The organism is Rubrivivax rivuli (genome assembly GCF_004016505.1).
GTDB lineage: Bacteria > Pseudomonadota > Gammaproteobacteria > Burkholderiales > Burkholderiaceae_C > Rubrivivax > Rubrivivax rivuli.
In genome coordinates, this window is sequence record NZ_SACR01000001.1 from 922,815 (window position 1) to 939,339 (window position 16,525).

The 16,525-nt window shown below is 71.3% G+C and carries 14 protein-coding genes; all 14 read right to left on the reverse strand.

The window, feature by feature from the left end; translation table 11 throughout:
• Position 1: 1 nt before the first annotated feature.
• The 14 genes from EOE66_RS03920 to EOE66_RS03990 all read right to left on the reverse strand — a co-directional run bounded on the left by EOE66_RS03920 (position 2) and on the right by EOE66_RS03990 (position 16,521).
• Positions 2-712 carry a MotA/TolQ/ExbB proton channel family protein gene (locus EOE66_RS03920; protein WP_128227342.1) on the reverse strand — a complete coding sequence of 237 codons (711 nt, stop codon included), beginning with the start codon at positions 710-712 and terminating at the stop codon, positions 2-4.
• Positions 709-1,050 carry a hypothetical protein gene (locus EOE66_RS03930; protein WP_245478885.1) on the reverse strand — a complete coding sequence of 114 codons (342 nt, stop codon included), beginning with the start codon at positions 1,048-1,050 and terminating at the stop codon, positions 709-711. Before EOE66_RS03930 ends, EOE66_RS03920 begins: the two co-directional genes overlap by 4 nt.
• Positions 1,047-4,460, reverse strand: a complete 3,414-nt coding sequence (locus EOE66_RS03935; protein WP_128227343.1) for a tetratricopeptide repeat protein — start codon at positions 4,458-4,460, stop codon at positions 1,047-1,049. Before EOE66_RS03935 ends, EOE66_RS03930 begins: the two co-directional genes overlap by 4 nt.
• Complete coding sequence (locus tag EOE66_RS03940; protein ID WP_128227344.1) at positions 4,457-6,364, reverse strand: hypothetical protein; 1,908 nt, start codon at positions 6,362-6,364, stop codon at positions 4,457-4,459. The genes EOE66_RS03935 and EOE66_RS03940 overlap by 4 nt, the downstream gene beginning before the upstream one ends.
• 113 nt (positions 6,365-6,477) lie before the next feature.
• Entirely contained in the window at positions 6,478-7,164 is a 687-nt protein-coding gene (locus tag EOE66_RS03945; protein WP_245478886.1) for an AraC family transcriptional regulator, read from the reverse strand.
• Between the two features lie 23 nt (positions 7,165-7,187).
• Positions 7,188-8,300: a DUF3570 domain-containing protein gene (locus EOE66_RS03950; RefSeq protein ID WP_245478887.1), complete on the reverse strand. Its 1,113-nt coding sequence runs from the start codon at positions 8,298-8,300 to the stop codon at positions 7,188-7,190.
• A 1-nt stretch (position 8,301) separates the two neighbouring features.
• Positions 8,302-8,532 carry a DUF4266 domain-containing protein gene (locus tag EOE66_RS03955; protein ID WP_205702617.1) on the reverse strand — a complete coding sequence of 77 codons (231 nt, stop codon included), beginning with the start codon at positions 8,530-8,532 and terminating at the stop codon, positions 8,302-8,304.
• 2 nt (positions 8,533-8,534) lie between these two features.
• On the reverse strand, positions 8,535-9,032 hold the full coding sequence (locus EOE66_RS03960; RefSeq protein ID WP_128227347.1) for a peroxiredoxin family protein: 498 nt from the start codon (positions 9,030-9,032) through the stop codon (positions 8,535-8,537).
• Positions 9,033-9,043: 11 nt separating this feature from the next.
• Positions 9,044-9,688, reverse strand: coding sequence for an outer membrane beta-barrel domain-containing protein (locus EOE66_RS03965; RefSeq protein ID WP_128227348.1), 645 nt, complete (start codon positions 9,686-9,688; stop codon positions 9,044-9,046).
• A 26-nt stretch (positions 9,689-9,714) separates the two neighbouring features.
• On the reverse strand, positions 9,715-10,569 hold the full coding sequence (locus EOE66_RS03970; RefSeq protein WP_128227349.1) for an SH3 domain-containing protein: 855 nt from the start codon (positions 10,567-10,569) through the stop codon (positions 9,715-9,717).
• A 10-nt stretch (positions 10,570-10,579) separates the two neighbouring features.
• Positions 10,580-11,170 carry a hypothetical protein gene (locus tag EOE66_RS03975; RefSeq protein WP_128227350.1) on the reverse strand — a complete coding sequence of 197 codons (591 nt, stop codon included), beginning with the start codon at positions 11,168-11,170 and terminating at the stop codon, positions 10,580-10,582.
• Positions 11,167-14,217: an HzsA-related protein gene (locus EOE66_RS03980; RefSeq protein ID WP_128227351.1), complete on the reverse strand. Its 3,051-nt coding sequence runs from the start codon at positions 14,215-14,217 to the stop codon at positions 11,167-11,169. Before EOE66_RS03980 ends, EOE66_RS03975 begins: the two co-directional genes overlap by 4 nt.
• Before the next feature lie 57 nt (positions 14,218-14,274).
• Positions 14,275-15,312, reverse strand: a complete 1,038-nt coding sequence (locus tag EOE66_RS03985) for an FAD:protein FMN transferase (RefSeq protein ID WP_128227352.1) — start codon at positions 15,310-15,312, stop codon at positions 14,275-14,277.
• 363 nt (positions 15,313-15,675) lie between these two features.
• Positions 15,676-16,521 (reverse strand): LytR/AlgR family response regulator transcription factor, encoded by an 846-nt coding sequence (locus EOE66_RS03990; protein WP_128227353.1) that lies wholly within the window; start codon positions 16,519-16,521, stop codon positions 15,676-15,678.
• Positions 16,522-16,525: the final 4 nt, after the last annotated feature.

Here is a 16,525-nt window from a genome sequence, read left to right on the forward strand (position 1 = left end):
CTCAGTCGGCCAGGCCGGCACCCATCGCACGCATGGCGGGCGATGGCGAAGAGGGCTCGCGTTGGTCGCGCGGTTGCTCACCCGCCAGGCGCTGCACCAGGTTCAGGAAGGTGATCTTCGCGGCCTCCAGGCTGTCGACGATCTCGCTGGCACGGGCCTGCAGGAAGGCGTGGATCAGCAGGAAGGGGATGGCCACCATCAGCGCAAACGCCGTGTTGTTCATGGCCACCGAGATCGATGCACTCAGCAGCTCGGCCTTCTCCGCCGGGTTCACCTGGGCCACGGCCGTGAAGCCCTTGATCAGGCCGATGATGGTGCCCAGCAGGCCCACCAGGGTGATGGTGTTGGCGAAGGTGGCGATGTAGTGCGTGCGCTTCTCCAGGCGCGGCACGATTTCCATCATGCCTTCTTCCATGGCGTGGTCGATGTCCTCGCGGCGGCGGGCGCTGGCCATGCGCGCCAGCCCGTGCGAGACGATCTTGCCGATGGCGGCCTCGCTGTTGGCCACCATGCCCGCGGCTTCCTTGAACTTGCCGGCCTGCAGCGTGGGCAGCAGCTGGTCCCAGAGCTTGCGGTTCTCGCTGCGCGCGCGGCGCAGGAAGATGAAGCGCTCGATGGCGATGGCCAGGCCGATGGTCATCATCGCCAGGCTCGGGTAGAGGAAGGGGCCGCAGTCGACGAAGAACTTGACGACGGTGTTGAAGGTGTTCATCGGGGGGCTCCGGCAGGGGCGGGGGTGTTGGCAGGGGCAGGGGTGGGAACGGGGGTGGCGGCCGTGGTCGCGGCCGGCGCGGCGCGCAACTGCGCGCTGTAGATCACTTCACGGCGGAAGACATCGCGGTCCACGGGCGCCAGGGCCTCGTCGAGCACGCTCTGCACCGGGCGGCCGCTGAGCGTGCCGGGCAGCGGCTTCTTCCACGGCACGATGTACAGCACCTTGGGCAGCTCGCGGTTGCCGATGATCTGCGTGCGGTCGATGTCGGCACGATCTTGCGCGGCTGTGGCGCTGGCCAGCAAACAGGCGGTGGTGAAGCTCAGGATGGTTCTCATCGCGTCTCCTGGGCGGTGGTGGCGGTGTTGGGTGTGGCCGTGGCCGCGGCCGGTGCGGCGGCCAGCTTGGCGGGCTTGCGCGCCTTCAGCTCGGCCAGCCAGCGGTTGAGGGTGGGCGCCTCGGCCGGGGCCAGCTCCAGGCAGCGCTGGTAGAGCGCCTGTGCGCGGGCCGGGTCGCCGAGGTAGAGGTCGTGCAGGATGGCGAGGTTGAACACCGGGGCCAGCGCGTCCTTGTCGGCGGCGATGGCGTCTTCGTACGACTGCCTGGCGTCTTCGAAACGGCCTTGCTGGCGCTGCAGCAAACCCTGCTGGTTCAGCAGCGGCGCGCGCGCCAGGCCCTGCAGCGGCGCCAGTGCCGCCTGCAAAGCGGGCAGGTCGTTCTGCAGCGCCGCGGGCACGGCCGGGTCGCTGCGCTCGGCCTTGGCGTAGCGCACGGGTTTCAGCTTCGCCAGCGCGGCCAGGCTGGCCTGCACCCAGCGGTCGTACAGGCCCTGCGTGGTGCGGCGCGCGTTCGTTTCGTAGAGCTCGATGGCTTTCTCCTCGAACGGGAAGGCCTGCTCTTCCAGCATCACGTTGTACTGTTCCAGCTCGTCCTTTTTCAGCTTCTTGGGCCGCGCCGAATCGAGCATGGCCTTGCCGAAGTCTTGGTACAGGCTCGCGGTGTGGAAGGTGGCGGCGGTGGTCACTTCGGCGATGCCCACCTCGCTGGCCGCGGCGTAGGCGCGCAGCGTTTCTTCCAGCCGCGCCTTCTTCAGCTTGAGCTGCTGCGCCAGGGGCTCCACCAGCGCCACCTGCTGGTAGGCGGCGCGCACGGGCTCGGCCAGCGCCAGCGTGGCCTGGCCGCCCAGCGTGCGTGTGCGCGCGGTGCGGGCTTCGCCGGCGTTCGCGTCGGCTTCTTGCACGCGGCGTTGCCAGGCCAGGGCGCGTTCAGGCTGCTTGTCGGTGCGCAGCAACTCGGCGATGCGCCAGCGCGCTTCCACCGCGGTTTCCAAGGGCAGCGGGTGGCGCTGCAGGTAGTTCTCGTAGGCCTTCAGCGCGGTGGTCAGCAGCGGGGTGCTGCCGGCCAGCGGGGGCTCCACCGGCGCGGCCGGGGCTGCGCGTGTGTTGCGCTTCGGTGCCGGGGCGGGTGGGCGCACCGCGGGCTTGCGGGCGGGCGCTGCGGCCACCACGGGCGCGGGCGGCGGTGCCTCGCGGGCGGCCTTCTCGTGCAGTTCGGCGGCCTGCCAGAGCGCGCCGCGCGCGAGCTCGGGCTCGGTGCTGGCGGCGCTGACCTTCTCGAACTCGGCCGCGGCCAGGCTGTGGCGGTTCTGCTCCAGGTAGGCCAGCGCCAGGCGCGGTGCCACCTCGGCCTGCAGCGGATGGCCGGGCTGCTCGCGGCGGAAGTTTTCCAGCGCCGTGGCGGCCCGCGGCCAGTCTTTCAGCTGGATCAGCGCAGCGGCCACGTCGAACTGCGCGCTGGCGCGCACCGCCGAGGTGGCGGCCAGCAGCCCGCCCGTGCTCGCGCCCAAGGCGGCCACACGTTCGAAATGGCCCACGGCCGCGCGCGCATCGCCGGCACCGCGCGCGGCTTCGCCCTGCTTGTAGATGCTGGCGGCCAGGCGCTCGGCCGCTTCACCACGGCCCGGCGTGCCGGCGGGCGAGAGCGCCAGTACCTCGCCGTAGGCGGCTTCGGCCTCTTTGTGGAGGCCTTGTTCGAAGGCGTGGTGCGCGATCACGGTCCAGGCCGTGCGGCGCTGCGCCTCGGCCGGCGGCGGCTGCAGCGCCAGCGCCTGGCGCGCCACGCCGGCAGCGGCTGCGGTGTCGTTCAGCGCAAAGAGCTGCTCGGCCGCGCGCGTGAGCACCGGGCCGCCGCGCACATCGGCCCGGTAGGCCTGCGCGAACCGCAGCGCACTGGCCACCGAGGCGCGCTGCAGCGCTTCGCGGGCGGGCTTGTCGGCCGCGGCCTTCTCCTGCTCGGCATAGGCCAGCAGCGCCGAGTAGCCGGCATCGGCGCCGCGCGGGTGGTTGGCGTGGCGGTAGGCGACGGTTTCGTACTCGGCGGCCGCGGCGGCCCACTGGCGGTCTTCGAACAGCAGCTCGGCCAGCAGGAAACGCTGCGCCGGCGCTTCTGCGCTCTGCGGGAAAGACGTCAGCAGCGTCCGGTACCAGCGCACCGCCTCTTGCACATCGGCCGGGGCGCGCGTGCGCTGCGCCAGTGCGTGGTGGTGGCGTGCCAGCTGCGTGAGGTGGGTCTGCACCAGCGGCTGCACACGCTGCCAGCCCGTGGGGTTGGCGCGGCGGAACTCGGCGCCCTCGCCTTCGGCGCCGTAGCGGCGCACGTGGTCCTTCTTGGCCTGCAGCGCCAGGGTGTCGAAGCCGTTCGCCTCGTACAGTTCGATCACGCGCGCCTGCAGCAGCGGCGCCTGCACGTGCAGCGGCTGGCGGCGCACGAAGAGCGCGTAGGTGTCGGCCGCGTCCTTGATGCGCTCTTGCTTCGAAAACAGCTCGCCCAGGGCGCCGTACACGCGGAACTGGTAGGCCTCGCGCACGGGGCTGTCGATGTAGCGCCACACGCTCTCGGCGCCCTGCAGGCTGGCCAGGCTGATGCTCATCACGCGGAAGCTGTCTTCCACCAGCTCGCGGTCGGCGCGTGTCAGCGCTGGGATGGCCGCGAGGTCGGCCTCGTCCTGCATCAGCCCCTTGAGGCCGCCGAGCTTGAGGTCGAGCACGCCGAAGAAGGGCTTGAGCGCCTCTTCGGCCTTGCCCTGCTTGAAGAGCGACCAGCCCTGCATGTACAGCGCACGTTCCTGGAAGGCCGTGCCCGGCCCAGCCTGCAGCACCGCGGCGTAGGCGGTTTCGGCCAGTGCGTAGTTGCGCATGGCAAAGAGCAGCTCGCCGCGGCGGAACTGCGCTTCTTCGGCGTGAACGGTGCCGGGGTAGGTGGTGACGAGCTTCGTCAGCGTGGCCAGGGCCGCTTCGAGCTGGCCGCCCTGCTCTTGCGCGCGCGCCAGCTGGTAGAGCACGCGGTGGTTGCCGGGGTCTTGCGGGTAGAGCTTGAGGAAGTCTTCGTAGCGCGAAACTGCGGCCTTGTAGTCGGGCTCGGCGCCGGCAGCGGCCGTGCTGTCGGCCGCCACGCGGTCGGCGCGGTCCATCTCCAGGTCGCCCAGGCGGCGCAGCGCTTCGGCGCGCTGCGGGGCCTGCGCCGGCTGCGGCGTGGTGGCCAGGAAATCGCGGTAGGCGGCGATGGTCTGCTCTTCGGCCAGCGCCGGCAGGTTGTCGGGCGCCACCTTGATCTGGCGCTGCGACAGGCTGGCCAGCGTGGGCTGGTTGTCGCCGGGCAAAGTCTTCGGCCCTGCGCAGGCGGCCAGCAGCAGCGCGGCGGCGGTGGCCGTGGCGGCCAGCACGAACGGTGAGTCGGGCGGGCGCTTCATCGCGCGTTGCTTTCTGTGGCGGGTGCGGCGGCGTCGGTGCGGCGCGCGAACTGTGCCTGGTCGTGGATCTGCGCGATGGCCAGCCGCGCCTGTGCGGCGTAGACGCCCAGGCGCTCCTGCTGCGCTTGCAGCTCGGCCACGGCAATGTCTTGCAGCCGCGCCTGCGCCAGCTGCGCCGCGCCGGCCAGCTGCGGCTGCAGTGCGGTGATGCGCGCCGACAGCTGCGCGATGCGTTCGGCGAACAGCGCGTGGCGCGCCGGTTCTTCCTGCTGCGCGCGCACCAGTGCGGCTTCGCGTTCACGCGCCTCGGCCAGCGTGGCCTCGGCGCCGCGCAGCGCCTTGGTGGCTTCCCAGCGGCGCTCTGGATAGGTTTGCGAGAGTTGCCACTGCAGCGCGCCGGCAGCGCGGCGCAGGCGCTCGGCGGCTTCGGTCAGCGCGGCGGCGTCCATCACTTCGGCGCCTTCTGCGGCCTTCAGCGTGCTGCGGCTGCGTTCGATGCGCTGCTGCAAGGCCTGCTCGGCCGGGTTGGCGAAAGCTGCCACGTCACCTTCGGCCTGCGTGCGCGCCAGTTCGGCCACCAGCGCGCTGCGGCGTTCGGCCAGTGCCGCCAGCTCGGCCGCGCCGCGGCTGTTGCGCGCCGCGGGCAGGCGCGCCTCGAAGGCGCGGCGGCGGTTGTCCAGCATGTCGGCGTAGGTGCCCAGGTTGTTCTGCCACTGCTGCACGTTGTGCTGCAGGAACTGAAGATCGCGCAGCTGCTTGAAGGCCTCTTGGAAGCCGTGGCCGGCGAGCAGCGGCGCCAGGTGGGCGGCGTGGGGCAGCGGTGGCAGCCGGCCCATGCCGGGCGAGACGCCCAGGCCTGGCGCGCTGCCTTCGGGGTTGGCGTCCAGCAGGCGGTTGACGAACTCACCGCCGCGCACTGCGGCGATGCTTTCGGTGAGGGCGCGCTGTTCGTCTTCGAAACCCTGCGCGGCCTGGCGGTAGCCCTGCAGCGCGCTTTGGTAGGCGCGCAGCTCGGCCATGGCGTAAGGCAGCGCGATGCGCGCTTCCAGCACGGCAGCATCGGCACCGCCTTGCGCGCCGCGGCCGGCGAGTTCGGTCCAGGGGGCCAGCGCCAGCTGCGGATCTTTCAGCTCGGCTGCGGCCCAGCCGAAGCCCAGCAGCGCCTTGTTCGATTGCGGGCCTTGCAGGCGCACACGCTGCAGCACGGCGCGGGCTTCGCGCGGTTTCTTCGCGGCGAGTGCGGCGAAACCGAGGGCCACGTTGGCGCGGTCGCGCAGGCTGCGCACTTCCTCGTCGGGGCCGGGCGTCTGGCCCACGCTGTCCAGCAGGGCCTGGCCTTCGGCTTCGTCGCCGGCCTTCACCAGCGCCACGCCCAGGTTGTAGCGGGCGTAGAGCAGCGCGGTGCTGGGCGGCGGGGCGTCCTTCTTCGGCGCTTCGGGCTGCAGCGCGCGCAGCACGGCGGCGGCGGCGCGGTAATCACGCGCTTCCAGCAGCAGTTGCGCGCGCAGCAGCTGGTGGTCTTCTTCCAGCGTGCCTGGCAGCCTGCCCGCCACGCGCGAGAGCGCCAAGGCCGATGCCTCGGGCAGGCCACGCTGGTGGCGCAGCTTGGCGAGGTAGAACCAGGCGCGGTTCTGCACTTCGGGCGGCGCCTGGCGCTCGATGAGGCGCGCGAACACGGCCTCGGCCTCGTCGTGCAGGCCGTAACCCAGCAGCAGCCCGCCGCGCAGCACCTCGGCCTCGTCGTCGTGCGGGCTCACGCGCTTGAAGTGCTGCGAGACCATCAGCCCCGTGAGGGCCGCGAAGCTGCGCCCTTGGTAGAACTGGAAAAGCGTGTCGCCGTAGTGCGGCGCCGTGATCACCTGCGGAGCGCCGGGCACGGGCGTCTGCGCCGCGGCGGTGCCCATGCTTGTCGCGACAAGGAGGCCGATCAAGCGACCGCCGCGGAACCGGCTTCGCCGGGCCGCTGGCGGTGCCCCCCTGGGGGGGAGCGACGCAGTCGCTTCGGGGGGGGACTTGTTCACCAGACCTTGACCTCGAACTCGGGCTGCAGCTTGGCCTGCGTGTCCTTGATGCGCAGCTCGATGTAGCGCGGCTCGGTGCCCTTCTCGAACTCCAGCGTGGTGGCGCGCTTGTAGTCGCGCTCGTGCGGGCCGCGGCCGGTGAAGAAGGCGTCGACGCGGTGTTTGCCGCCGCGCAGGTTGCCCACGAAGACGCGCTGCACGCCGCCGCGGTGCAGGGCCTGCACCTCCAGCGGCGTGTAGAGGTGGGTGGCCACGAGCTTGTCGTCGAGCTTGATCTGCACCGATTCCAGCTCGAAGAGCCTGCCCACGTCCATGCTCACGAACAGCGCCACCTGCGTGCCGGCGGGGAAGAGCAGCTCTTCTTCCAGCACCAGCAGGTCGCGGTTGAGGCGGATGACGTCGGCCTTGAGCTGCTGCACGCGGGTGTCCAGTGCGGCGGGCGTGGGGGCGGGGGCTGAGGCAGCTGCGGCAGGCGCCGAGGCTGCTTCGGCCGTCGGGGCGACGGCTGCGGATGAGGCGGTTGGCGCCGAGGCCGGTGCGGACACCGGCGCCGGTGCGGGTGCCGCTGCCGCGGCGGGCGCGGTGCCCTGGGCCAGCGCCGGCAGCGCCGCCACGAGAGCGAACACGAGGGCCAGCACACCGGCCCCCAGGAGGGCCAGCAAGGAGAGCAGACGCGGGGTCATGGCGGGCATCTTTCTCGGCAATCTCAGAAGGTGGCTTGCACGGTCAGCTGCAGCACGTTGGCGCTGTAGGCATAGGGCTGGCCGCTGCGCAGGTCGGTGAAGTCGGCGAACTTGAAGCTCTTGCGCTCGTAGGCGCCGATGAACTTCACGTCGTAGCCCGGCGGCAGGCCGGGCCAGGTGTAGCTGGCGCGCAGGCCCAGGGCCGTGCTCTTGAAGGTGCTGAGCTGCCGGTTGCGCGAGACGTAGACGGTCTCGCGCTGCGCGTTGTCGCTGTAGAAAAGCGCCTTGCCTTGCGAGTACCAGCGGAACGAGGCATCCACCAGCCAGCCGCGCGCCACGTGCTGGGCCCAGCCCACTTCGGTGGTGCTGGCGCTGATGTCCCAGTTGTCCCAGAAGCGGCGGTACTCGGCGCGCAACGAACTGCCGGCCACCAGTTCGCCCGTGTCGTACAGGCTGCGCAGCTTCACCGCGCGGCTGCTGCGCGTGCGCGGGTTGCGTTCGGGCACGGCGGCGCCGAACACGCGCGCGGCGCGGTAGGGGCTGCCGAGGTAGCCGCTGTCGGACACCGCCTCGGCGTTCACGCTCACCAGCCAACGCGGGGTGAGGATCTGCGTGATGCCGGCGCGGTATTGCCAGTGGCTGGCCTGGTCGATCCAGCCCTGCTCGCCCTTCTTGCCCACCAGGTCGCGGCTGCGCGTGGTGCCCAGGCTGATGGTGGTCATGCCGCCGAAGACCTCGTGCGAGACGTCCACGCCCACACCTTCGGCGATGTAGTCGGGCTCGGTGCTGCGCGAGAGGCTGAGCGAGACCGTGGAGTCGCGCACCACGGTGTCGGCGCTGAAGTCCCAGGCGGTGCGCTTTTCCTTGAAGGGGCTGGCGGTGGTGACCACGTCGATGCTGGCGTTGCTCACCGCATCCACGTAGTACTGCGCCGAGAGCGAAACCCGGTCGGCGATGCTCTTGCGCACCAGCAGCGCCGGGCCCGTGGCCTTGACGCCGCCGCCGTCGTAGACGTGGTACATCGCCTCGGCCTTGTTCTCCGGCAGCGTGGCGGCTTGCGCCGCACCCGTGGCCACGGCGCCGCCGAGCGCGGCCTTCAGCAGCCCGCGCAGCGCGGTGAAAAGGCGGCGCAGCATTTCAATTGCAGCCACAGCCGCCGCCCTGCACGCCGGTGGCGCCGCGCGCGCCTTCGCGCACCGAGTGGATGTGTTCGCGGTGCTTGTCGGCCAAAGACTGACGCGACCACTGCATCACCGGGTCGGCGAGCTTTTCGCGTTCATAGGGCTTCACCCAAGGCTGCGGGGCAGCGCAGCCTTGCAGCACGGCCAAGGTCAACAGGGCAGGGATGAGCAGCAGAGCGCGGGCCATGTTCATTCCTTCACCAGTTCGCGGATCTGCTGCTCGTACGCCACCTCCATGCCCTCGCGGTAGCCGCGGTGCAGGTAGCGCACCTTGCCGTCGCGGTCGATGAGCACGGTGGCCGGCATGCTGCCCAGGTCGTAGCGCTTGCTCACGGCCTTGTCGGTGTCCAGCAGCACCGGGAAACGCAGGCCCATCTTGGCGGCCGTGGCCACGGCGGTGCGCGGGTCGTCGTCGATGTTCACGGCCAGCAGCGTGAAGCCGCCGCTGCGGTACTTGTCGTACAGGCGGTTCAGGTGCGGCATCTCCTGGCGGCAGGGGCCGCACCAGGTGGCCCAGAAGTTCACCAGCACCACCTGCCCGCGCTGCTCTTGCAGGCGCAGGTTGCGGCCGTCGGTGCCCTTGAGGGTGAAGTCGGGGGCGTGGCTCTGCGGCGTGGGCGTGGCCGCAGCCGGTGCGGCCAGGGCGGCGCCCAGCAGCAGGGCAGACAACAAGGCGTTCAGGCGCATGGCGCGGGCCTTCAGAAGTAGACCGTGAGGCCGGCGGTGACCTCCAGGTTGTTGGTGTTGCGGCGCTTGCCCAGCAGGTCGAGCGAGTAGATGTGGTCGCGCACGTCGGCCTGCACGGCGAACCAGTCGGTGAAGATCACGCGCAGCCCGAAGCCGGCGGTGATGGTCTGGCGCTTCTGGCCCGCGAAATCGGTGCTGCCCACGCCGGCCAGCAGGTAGCCCTGCGAGAGCTTGGCGTGGCGGCGGCCGAAGAACACCTCGCCCGGCAGCACGTTGTAGCCGGCCACCACGTTGTAGTAGCTCAGGCGCTGCGTAGGCGTGGGGAAGATGCCGCCGTTGGGGAAGATCTGGCGGAAGTCTTCGTCACTCACCTTCGTGCTGGCGTAGGTGGCCTCGACGAAGATGTCTTCGGTGACGTGGTACCCCAGCCGCACGCCGCTGACGGAACTGGTGCCGAAGTTCTGCGTGGCGTAGGTGCCGGTGAACAGGCCCAGCGAGATGTCGCGCGAGGCGAACTTGGGCAGGCGCACGTCACGCCGCTCGACCTGCGGCACGATCACCTGGCCGGGGCCTTCGGGCGGGGCCGTGTTGCTTTGCGCGCTGGCGCCGCTGGTGGCCAACAGGGCTGCGGCAAGAAGGACGGGGGTGCGGTGCATGGTGGGTGTGCGCCAGGGTGCGCCGTTCAGAAGTAGAAGCCCAGGCCCGCGGTGATGCTGCGGTACTCGGTGCTGCGGGTGTCGGAGACGAAGGCGGTGTGCAGCGTCCAGTCGAGCCGCGCGACGAAGCGTTCGCTGATGTGCCAGCGCAGGCCCAGGCTGGCCTGGGCGAGGTTGGCGTCCACCGGCGTGGCGTCCACCAGGCTGCTGTTAGGGATGTTGCGGAACTTGCCCAGGCCGACCGAGAAGTACGGCGACCAGCGGCGGTCGCTCCAGGGTTCGGAGACCAGGCTCACGTGCCAGAAATCGGTGCCCGAGAACAGGCCCTGCACCTGCCCGACGACGAGCTCCACGCCCACGGTGTCGGCCACGCGCGCCTGCAGGCCCAGGCGCAGCATGGGTTCGCCGCGGAAGCGGCCCCAGCCGCCGCTGAATTCGACGCGGCGCTTGAGGTAGTCGTCGAGCATCAGGTCGCGGAAGGTCTTGGTGCTGCCGGCGGCCGTGAGCGTGCTGGCCAGCGCCTGGCGCGGCACCCAGCCCACCTGCCCGCCTTCGGCGCGCACGCGGTACCAGTCGGTGCGGCGCAGCTCCACCACCACCCACTGCGACTTCTCGACGACGAAGAACACCGGGTAGCCGCGGCCGGGGCCGGTGTGCATCTCCAGGAAGGGCTCGGCCACCTGCAGGCGCTCGGCCAGCAGGGGGTCGCCGGGGCGCACGGCGGGGCTGGCGGCGGCCGGCGCTGTCAGCGCACTTGGAGTGGCAGCTGCCGGGGCGGTGGTCTGCGCGGCCAGCGGGAGCGCAGCGCCCACACCCGCCAGCAGCAAAGCGGCGGCGCGCAGCCCGGCGCGGCGCAGCGGGGTCAGGTCGGCAAGAGGCAAGGCGCGGCTTTCATTCTGTGTTGCAGGCGCCAGTGGCGGGGTTGAACATGGTGTTGGCTGCGGCGCTAAACTCGTCCTGGCCCTGCGGCATGGGCCGGCTGATCCAGTAGCGGATGAGCTGGGCTTCGCGGCTGCTGGTGTTCTCGAAGATCAACCCACCGCCGTGCAGCACGCCGCGCACCAGCGGCTTGTTGAGCATACGGCTCTGGTCGGGCGCGCCGACGACGCTTTCGCCGAGCGATGAGTAGTAGTTCTTGTACATGTCGGTGGCGCGGATGGCGTCGGCGCTGAGCGTGGCCGTGTCCACTGCGGTGGCCTGGCCGAGCAGGCGCAGTGCACCGCCCGTCCCCGTGCTGTTGTCGTGGCAGCCGGCCGAAGCGCAGGTGTTGAGCGAGGTGCTGCCGTTCAAGGTGACGGGCAGGGGCTGGTTCAGCACCGGGTTCACGCAGCGCTGGAAATAGGCGAAAGACAGCTTCTGGCCGCTGACACCCGGTGGGTTGGCCAGGTTGGGCGGGTTGTCCAGCGCGCCGCCACCGCCGCAGGCCACCAGCAGCGCGGCCCCCGTGGCCAGCGCTGCGCCGAAGATCGCGCGAGGGTTCATCGGGCGGCCTTGCCCGCAGACGGGGTGGCGGTGGTGCAGCCGCGCCCGATCCAGCTGGCGATCTGCGTGTAGGCGGTGCTGCCCACCGGCAGCAGTGCGGTGGTCTGTGTCAGCTCACCGGCCGGGTGCGGCACTGTGGAGGGCCGGCTCAGCAGCGGGTTGGCGGCGGGGTTGCAGGTGTCGTTCACCATCGTCAGCGTCACGTTGAAATCGCCTTCTTCGCTGCCCGTGAGCACGAAGCGGTTGCGCGGATTGCCCAGGCCCGCCTGGTGGCAGCCGGCGCAGCTGGCGCGCAGCACCGGTTGTACCTGCTGCAGGAAGGTGGCCTGGCTGAGTTGCGCCACGCTGCGCACGCCGTTGCTGGCATCGAAGGGGTCGTTGTAGTACTGGCCGCCCAGGTCCATCCACTCGGCCAGCAGGCGTTTTTCGGCCTTGTTCAGCAGGGTGGCGTGGTCGGGAATGGTGATGGTGACGGCCGTCTCGCCGGTGCCGGTGGTGACGGTGGCCGGTGGGTTGGGGTGGGCGGTGCGGGCGGCGCTGCCGGCCAGCAGGGTCTGTCCCCACAGGATCTCTGTCAGGCGGCTCTTGCGCGCCTGACCGGCGCTGTTCGCCGCACCCGAACTGGTTTCCACCAGCGGCGCGCCGCGCACGAGCTCGGGCACGCCTTCGCGCACCCGCACCACGGGCCGGCCGTCGGCGCCGATGACGGGGTCGCCGATCAGCAGCTCTTCGTAGGACGTGAGCCGGCCGCTGCCACCCACCGTGCCGCGCAGGTCGAGCTTGGTGGCGTCGGCGTGGCAGGCGGTGCAGGTGTGGGCGCCCGCCGGGCCGCGGGCGCGGGTCCACAGCGGCTGGATGTGCTCGGGGTAGTTGATGACGCCGTTGACCGGGGCCGGCGTGGCCAGGTCGTCGGTGGCCGTGGGGTTGCCGGTGTAGCGCAGGCTGACGGCGGGCAGCGCGGTGACGCCGGCGCGGGCGGTGTCGGCCCAGGCGTCGGTGAACACGGCGTCGGCCTGCAGGCTGAGCGCGGCCGGGTTCAGCCGCGTGCGCAGGCTGGCCAGGGTCTCGCCGCTCTGGTGCTGGGCGGCCAGGGCGCGCACCAGGCCTTCAGGCAGCGTGTTGACCACGGTCCCGGCGTTGAGCGCGGCGCCGCGGCGCGGGCTGTGGCAGCCGTCGCAGGTGCGGCGCTCGCCCGGGCGCACCTGGATCCAGTTGGTGTGCGTCTGGATGGCGCGGCCTTCGGCGTCGACGATGCTCAGCGCCAGCGGCACGTCGGCCGGCACCTGCAGCTTGAAGCTGCCATCAGGCTCCACCGGCGCGTAGCCCAGGATCTGCTGCTGCTCGAAATCGGTCTCGCCGATGGCCAGGCGCAGGCCCATCGAGCCCGAAGGCGGCGCCACGGCGCGGATGGCGCGCACCCAGCGCGCCGGGGCGCAGCGGTAGGCGGCGTCGGCAGGGTTCTTCATGCGGCCGAGGTCGGCCACCTGGGCGCGCGTGTCCATGGGGTCGGCCGGACGCGTGAGCGGGATGCTGGTGGTGCAGCCCTCGGGGCGGTCGGCCGAGGTGAACATCTGCTCGGCCATGCGGTTCAGGCCGTCGGTGTCGTAGACGCTGCGCACCTCGATGAGCGCCAGGTCGCGCGCGGCCAGCGCGGGGTCGACGGTGGTGGGTTCCACCACGTTGGGCTCGGGCCGGGCCTGCAGCGCGATGGGGTCGGTGTACATGAAGCCGGCCGGCGGCGCGGCCACGATGAGCCAGGTGCGCTGCGTCGGGTCGTACATCCAGATGCCGTAGGCTGCCGGGGCGTTGTCGCGCACGCTGTCGGTGGCGCGCACGGCCATCGTGCGGTTGGTGTCGGCGAGCATCGCCTTCTCGTCGTCGGTGAGCGTGGTGCACGAGACCACCACGCCGTTGCGCGTGACGGCACACGGCCGCCAGGCCACCAGCACGCGCTCGGTGCCGTCCCACAGCGGGTAGGGCGTGGTGGCGCGGCCGCCCAGGGCCAGGGCGCGGCCGTCGCTCAGCGCATTGCCGGTGATCTCCACCTGCCCGCCCGTGGCGGCCACCGTGGTGTTGGCCGGGGTGTTGAACTCGCTGTAGTTGGCGGCGTTGATGAGGTGCATGGAGCCGCCCTCCTGCGTGCCGGAGAGCGGCATCAGCGAGCTCAGCACCTGGCCCTTGTTGGGGCCGCGCGGGTCCATGTCGCGCGGGTGCAGGTAGCTGTTGCCGGGGCTGTGCGCGCCGTACAGCACGAAGAGGTCGGTGCCGTCGGGCTTGGCCTTGAACACCGCGAAGCGGTTGCGGTCACCCACGTGCTCCCAGCGGCTGAACATGATGGTGCCGTCAGGGCGGATGACGGGGTTGCGGTCGTGGCTCTGGTTGAAGGTGATCTGCTGCACGCCTGCGCCCGTGGCGCTCATGCTGTGCAGGTTGAGCACGCGCTCGCGCTCGTACTCGTCGGCGGCGAAGTAGGCGCGGCCCAGGGCCTGGTTGCGGCTGCTCTTGGCCTGGCGGTTGCTGGCGAAGATGATCCCGCGGCCCGCGGGCAGGTAGACCGGGTCGACATCGTCGTCGCTGGTGCTGGCGGTGAGGCGGCGGAACACGCCTTCGTTGAGCTTGCCGGCCGGGGCCGCGCTCATGTCGTACTCCCAGATGTTCCAGCGGCCGGTGCAGGCCCTCGCGCCGCCGGGCGTGCCGTCGACGGTGGCGGTGTTGGCCGTGGGGCACCTCAGCGCGAAGACGACCTTCTTGCCGTCGTAGCTGACCTCGGGGTCGCTGGCATCGCCCACGCCCGCGGTGAAGCGCGCGGTGAGGTTGTGCTCGGTGGCCGTGGGGCTGCTCTTGTCGCGCAGCATGAGGTCGCCGCCGGGGGCGCTGTTGGTGCCGTCGGTGGGGTTCATGCCCAGCGAGGTGGCGCGCTTGACGTAGACCAGCGGCACGTCGCCGTTGACGGTGAGGGTGTCGGCGCTGTCGCCGCTGCCACCGCCGCCCGAGCACGCCGCCAGCAGCGTGGCCATGGCGGCACAAAACAAGGTCTTGGTGTTCATCGTGGGTTCCTCCCCTTCGGTGGATGCACTGGGTGCGGCCGCGGCGGGCCGCCAGGCTCATTGACGGGTGACGGGTGCGGCAGGGCCGCCGTGCAGCAGGCCGGCCGAGGCGTGCAGCGCGCCCGACGCGTCCACCACCACGGCGTCCACGCCCTGCAGGCTGTTGACGAGAGCAAGGCCGCGTTCGACGCCCATCACGAACACGGCCTTGGACAAGGCCTCGCTCGTCAGGCCATCGGCCGAGATCACGGTGACGCTGTGCACGTGCTGGGGGCTGCGGCCGGTGGCGGGGTCGAGGAGGTGGTGCACACGCTCGGCGCCGTCGTCGAAGTAGCGCTCGTAGTCGCCCGAGGTCGAGACCGAGCAGTCTTCCAGCGGCAACACGGCCACCACCTCGCCGGCCCGGCGCGGGTCGCGGATGGCGACCGTCCAGGGGCGTTGTTCGGTCACGCCCTGGGCGTTGGTGTCGCGGCGGCTGCCGATGACGCGGCTGTCGCCGCCGGCGGCCACATAGGCGTGCTGCACGCCGCGCTGGCGCAGCGCGGCGGCGGCGCGGTCCACCGCGTGGCCCTTGGCGAAGCCGCCGAGGTCGATGCACATGCCCTCGCGGCCAAAGCGCAAGGTGCGTGCGGTGCTGTCCAGCAGCAGGTGCTGCCAGCCCACCGCTGCACGCGCGGCGGCCAGGGCCTCGGCCGTGGGGCGCTGGCGCTGGCGGTAGTCGTAGAGGCGGCCGGCAGCGGCGTAGCTGATGTCGAAGGCGCCGTCGGTCAGGCGCGAGAAGGCCAGCGCGCGTTCCACCAGGCCGCAGGTTTCTTCAGACAGCGGCACGGCGCGCGTGCCGGCCTCGCGATTGATGCGGCTCAGCTCGCTGCCGGCCTTGTGCGGGCTGTAGGTGCGGTCGATGCGGTGCATCTCGTCCATCACGGCAGCGGCGGCGGCTTCGCCCTGGCGCCGGTCTTCGGCCCACAGCTCCACGCGGATGGCGGTGCCCATGATGGCTTCTTCGCGCACCACCCAGCCGGCGGTGCTGCGGCCAAAGGTGCGGCGGGCGAAATCGAAGCGCATCTGGGCGGGTTGGGTGGCAGCAAGGAGCATGGTCGCAGCGGCAGGCAAAGTGGGCGAGGCGTTGCGGTGCCATCAGACCTGGGGCGTGGTCCCACCGCTGCGTCAGAAGTTAGCGGGCCACGCAGCGTTTCTCCGTGACAGCGGGTGGCTGTTTGCGAGCAGATGCTTCAGATGTGTCGCCGCGCGACACAAGCTGCAACCCGGCGGGCGCCCGGCCGCTGGGGCGGGCGGCCACACCTGGTGACGTTCGTGCGGCGCGCCGGCGCCCGGGCCGTGCGAATCCGCACGAAATGGGGGGCCGCTCCCCCGTGCCCGTGGGGTTCAGTCGGACTGCCGGCTGCCGTCGGGCGCCTGCGCCGCAGCGCGCCGCCCGACGCCGCGGGCTGCGGGAATTCACATTCCCTTGAACAGCCCTGTGTAGCTGCGGCTGACTTCCAGCTTCTCGCCGTGGCCTTTGACGCTGACGATCTGGCGCCCGCGGAAATCGCGCGTGACGCCCGCAATCGCCTTCACGTTCACCAGCGTGCTGCGGTGGATCTGCCAGAAAACCCGCGGGTCGACCTCGTCCACCAGTTCCTTGATGGGCTTCCTGATCAGCGCTTCCACCTGCGCCGTCTGCACGCGGGTGTACTTCTCGTCGCTGATGAAGAAGAGCACCTCGTCCACCGGGATCATCTGGATGGCCTGGCCTACCGTGGCCTGGATCCACTGCAGGTAGTTGGGCGTGCCGCCGGGGTTCAGGCGCGCGCTGAGCTGGTGCAGCAACTGCTGCATGTTCGGCCCCGGCGGCGCGTCCACCGTGCCGGCCGGCGCGTTGCGCGCGGCCAGGCGCTGCTGGATGCGCTGCACCGTCACCTGCAGGCGCTCGCGTTCGGCGGGCTTGAGCACGTAGTCGGCCACGCCCTGCTCGAAGGCTTCCACGGCGTACTGGTCGTAGGCGGTGATGAAGACGATCTCTGGCAGCAGCTCGTCGTCTTCGCCGGCGCGCGGTGGCAGCTGCGTGATCTGGCGCGCGGCTTCCACGCCCGTCAGGCCGGGCATGCGGATGTCGAGGAAGACGATCTCGGGCCGGTGCTCGTTTACCAGCTGCACGGCCTCCAGGCCGTTGCGGGCTTCGGCCACGATCTGCAGCTCGGGCCACACCTCGGCGAGGCGGGCGCGCAGCTGTTCGCGCATCAGGCGTTCGTCGTCGGCCAGCACCGCGCGCGGTGCATTCGTCAGGGGCGTGGGCGTGTTCATGCGG

Bases quoted from the DNA above. Each gene is read 5' to 3' on its own strand.
- EOE66_RS03920 (WP_128227342.1), bottom strand. From the start codon at position 712: ATGAACACCTTCAACACCGTCGTCAAGTTCTTCGTCGACTGCGGCCCC.
- EOE66_RS03930 (WP_245478885.1), bottom strand. From the start codon at position 1,050: ATGAGAACCATCCTGAGCTTCACCACCGCCTGTTTGCTGGCCAGCGCC.
- EOE66_RS03935 (WP_128227343.1), bottom strand. From the start codon at position 4,460: ATGAAGCGCCCGCCCGACTCACCGTTCGTGCTGGCCGCCACGGCCACC.
- EOE66_RS03940 (WP_128227344.1), bottom strand. From the start codon at position 6,364: ATGGGCACCGCCGCGGCGCAGACGCCCGTGCCCGGCGCTCCGCAGGTG.
- EOE66_RS03945 (WP_245478886.1), bottom strand. From the start codon at position 7,164: ATGACCCCGCGTCTGCTCTCCTTGCTGGCCCTCCTGGGGGCCGGTGTG.
- EOE66_RS03950 (WP_245478887.1), bottom strand. From the start codon at position 8,300: ATGCTGCGCCGCCTTTTCACCGCGCTGCGCGGGCTGCTGAAGGCCGCG.
- EOE66_RS03955 (WP_205702617.1), bottom strand. From the start codon at position 8,532: ATGGCCCGCGCTCTGCTGCTCATCCCTGCCCTGTTGACCTTGGCCGTG.
- EOE66_RS03960 (WP_128227347.1), bottom strand. From the start codon at position 9,032: ATGCGCCTGAACGCCTTGTTGTCTGCCCTGCTGCTGGGCGCCGCCCTG.
- EOE66_RS03965 (WP_128227348.1), bottom strand. From the start codon at position 9,688: ATGCACCGCACCCCCGTCCTTCTTGCCGCAGCCCTGTTGGCCACCAGC.
- EOE66_RS03975 (WP_128227350.1), bottom strand. From the start codon at position 11,170: ATGAACCCTCGCGCGATCTTCGGCGCAGCGCTGGCCACGGGGGCCGCG.
- EOE66_RS03980 (WP_128227351.1), bottom strand. From the start codon at position 14,217: ATGAACACCAAGACCTTGTTTTGTGCCGCCATGGCCACGCTGCTGGCG.
- EOE66_RS03985 (WP_128227352.1), bottom strand. From the start codon at position 15,312: ATGCTCCTTGCTGCCACCCAACCCGCCCAGATGCGCTTCGATTTCGCC.
- EOE66_RS03990 (WP_128227353.1), bottom strand. From the start codon at position 16,521: ATGAACACGCCCACGCCCCTGACGAATGCACCGCGCGCGGTGCTGGCC.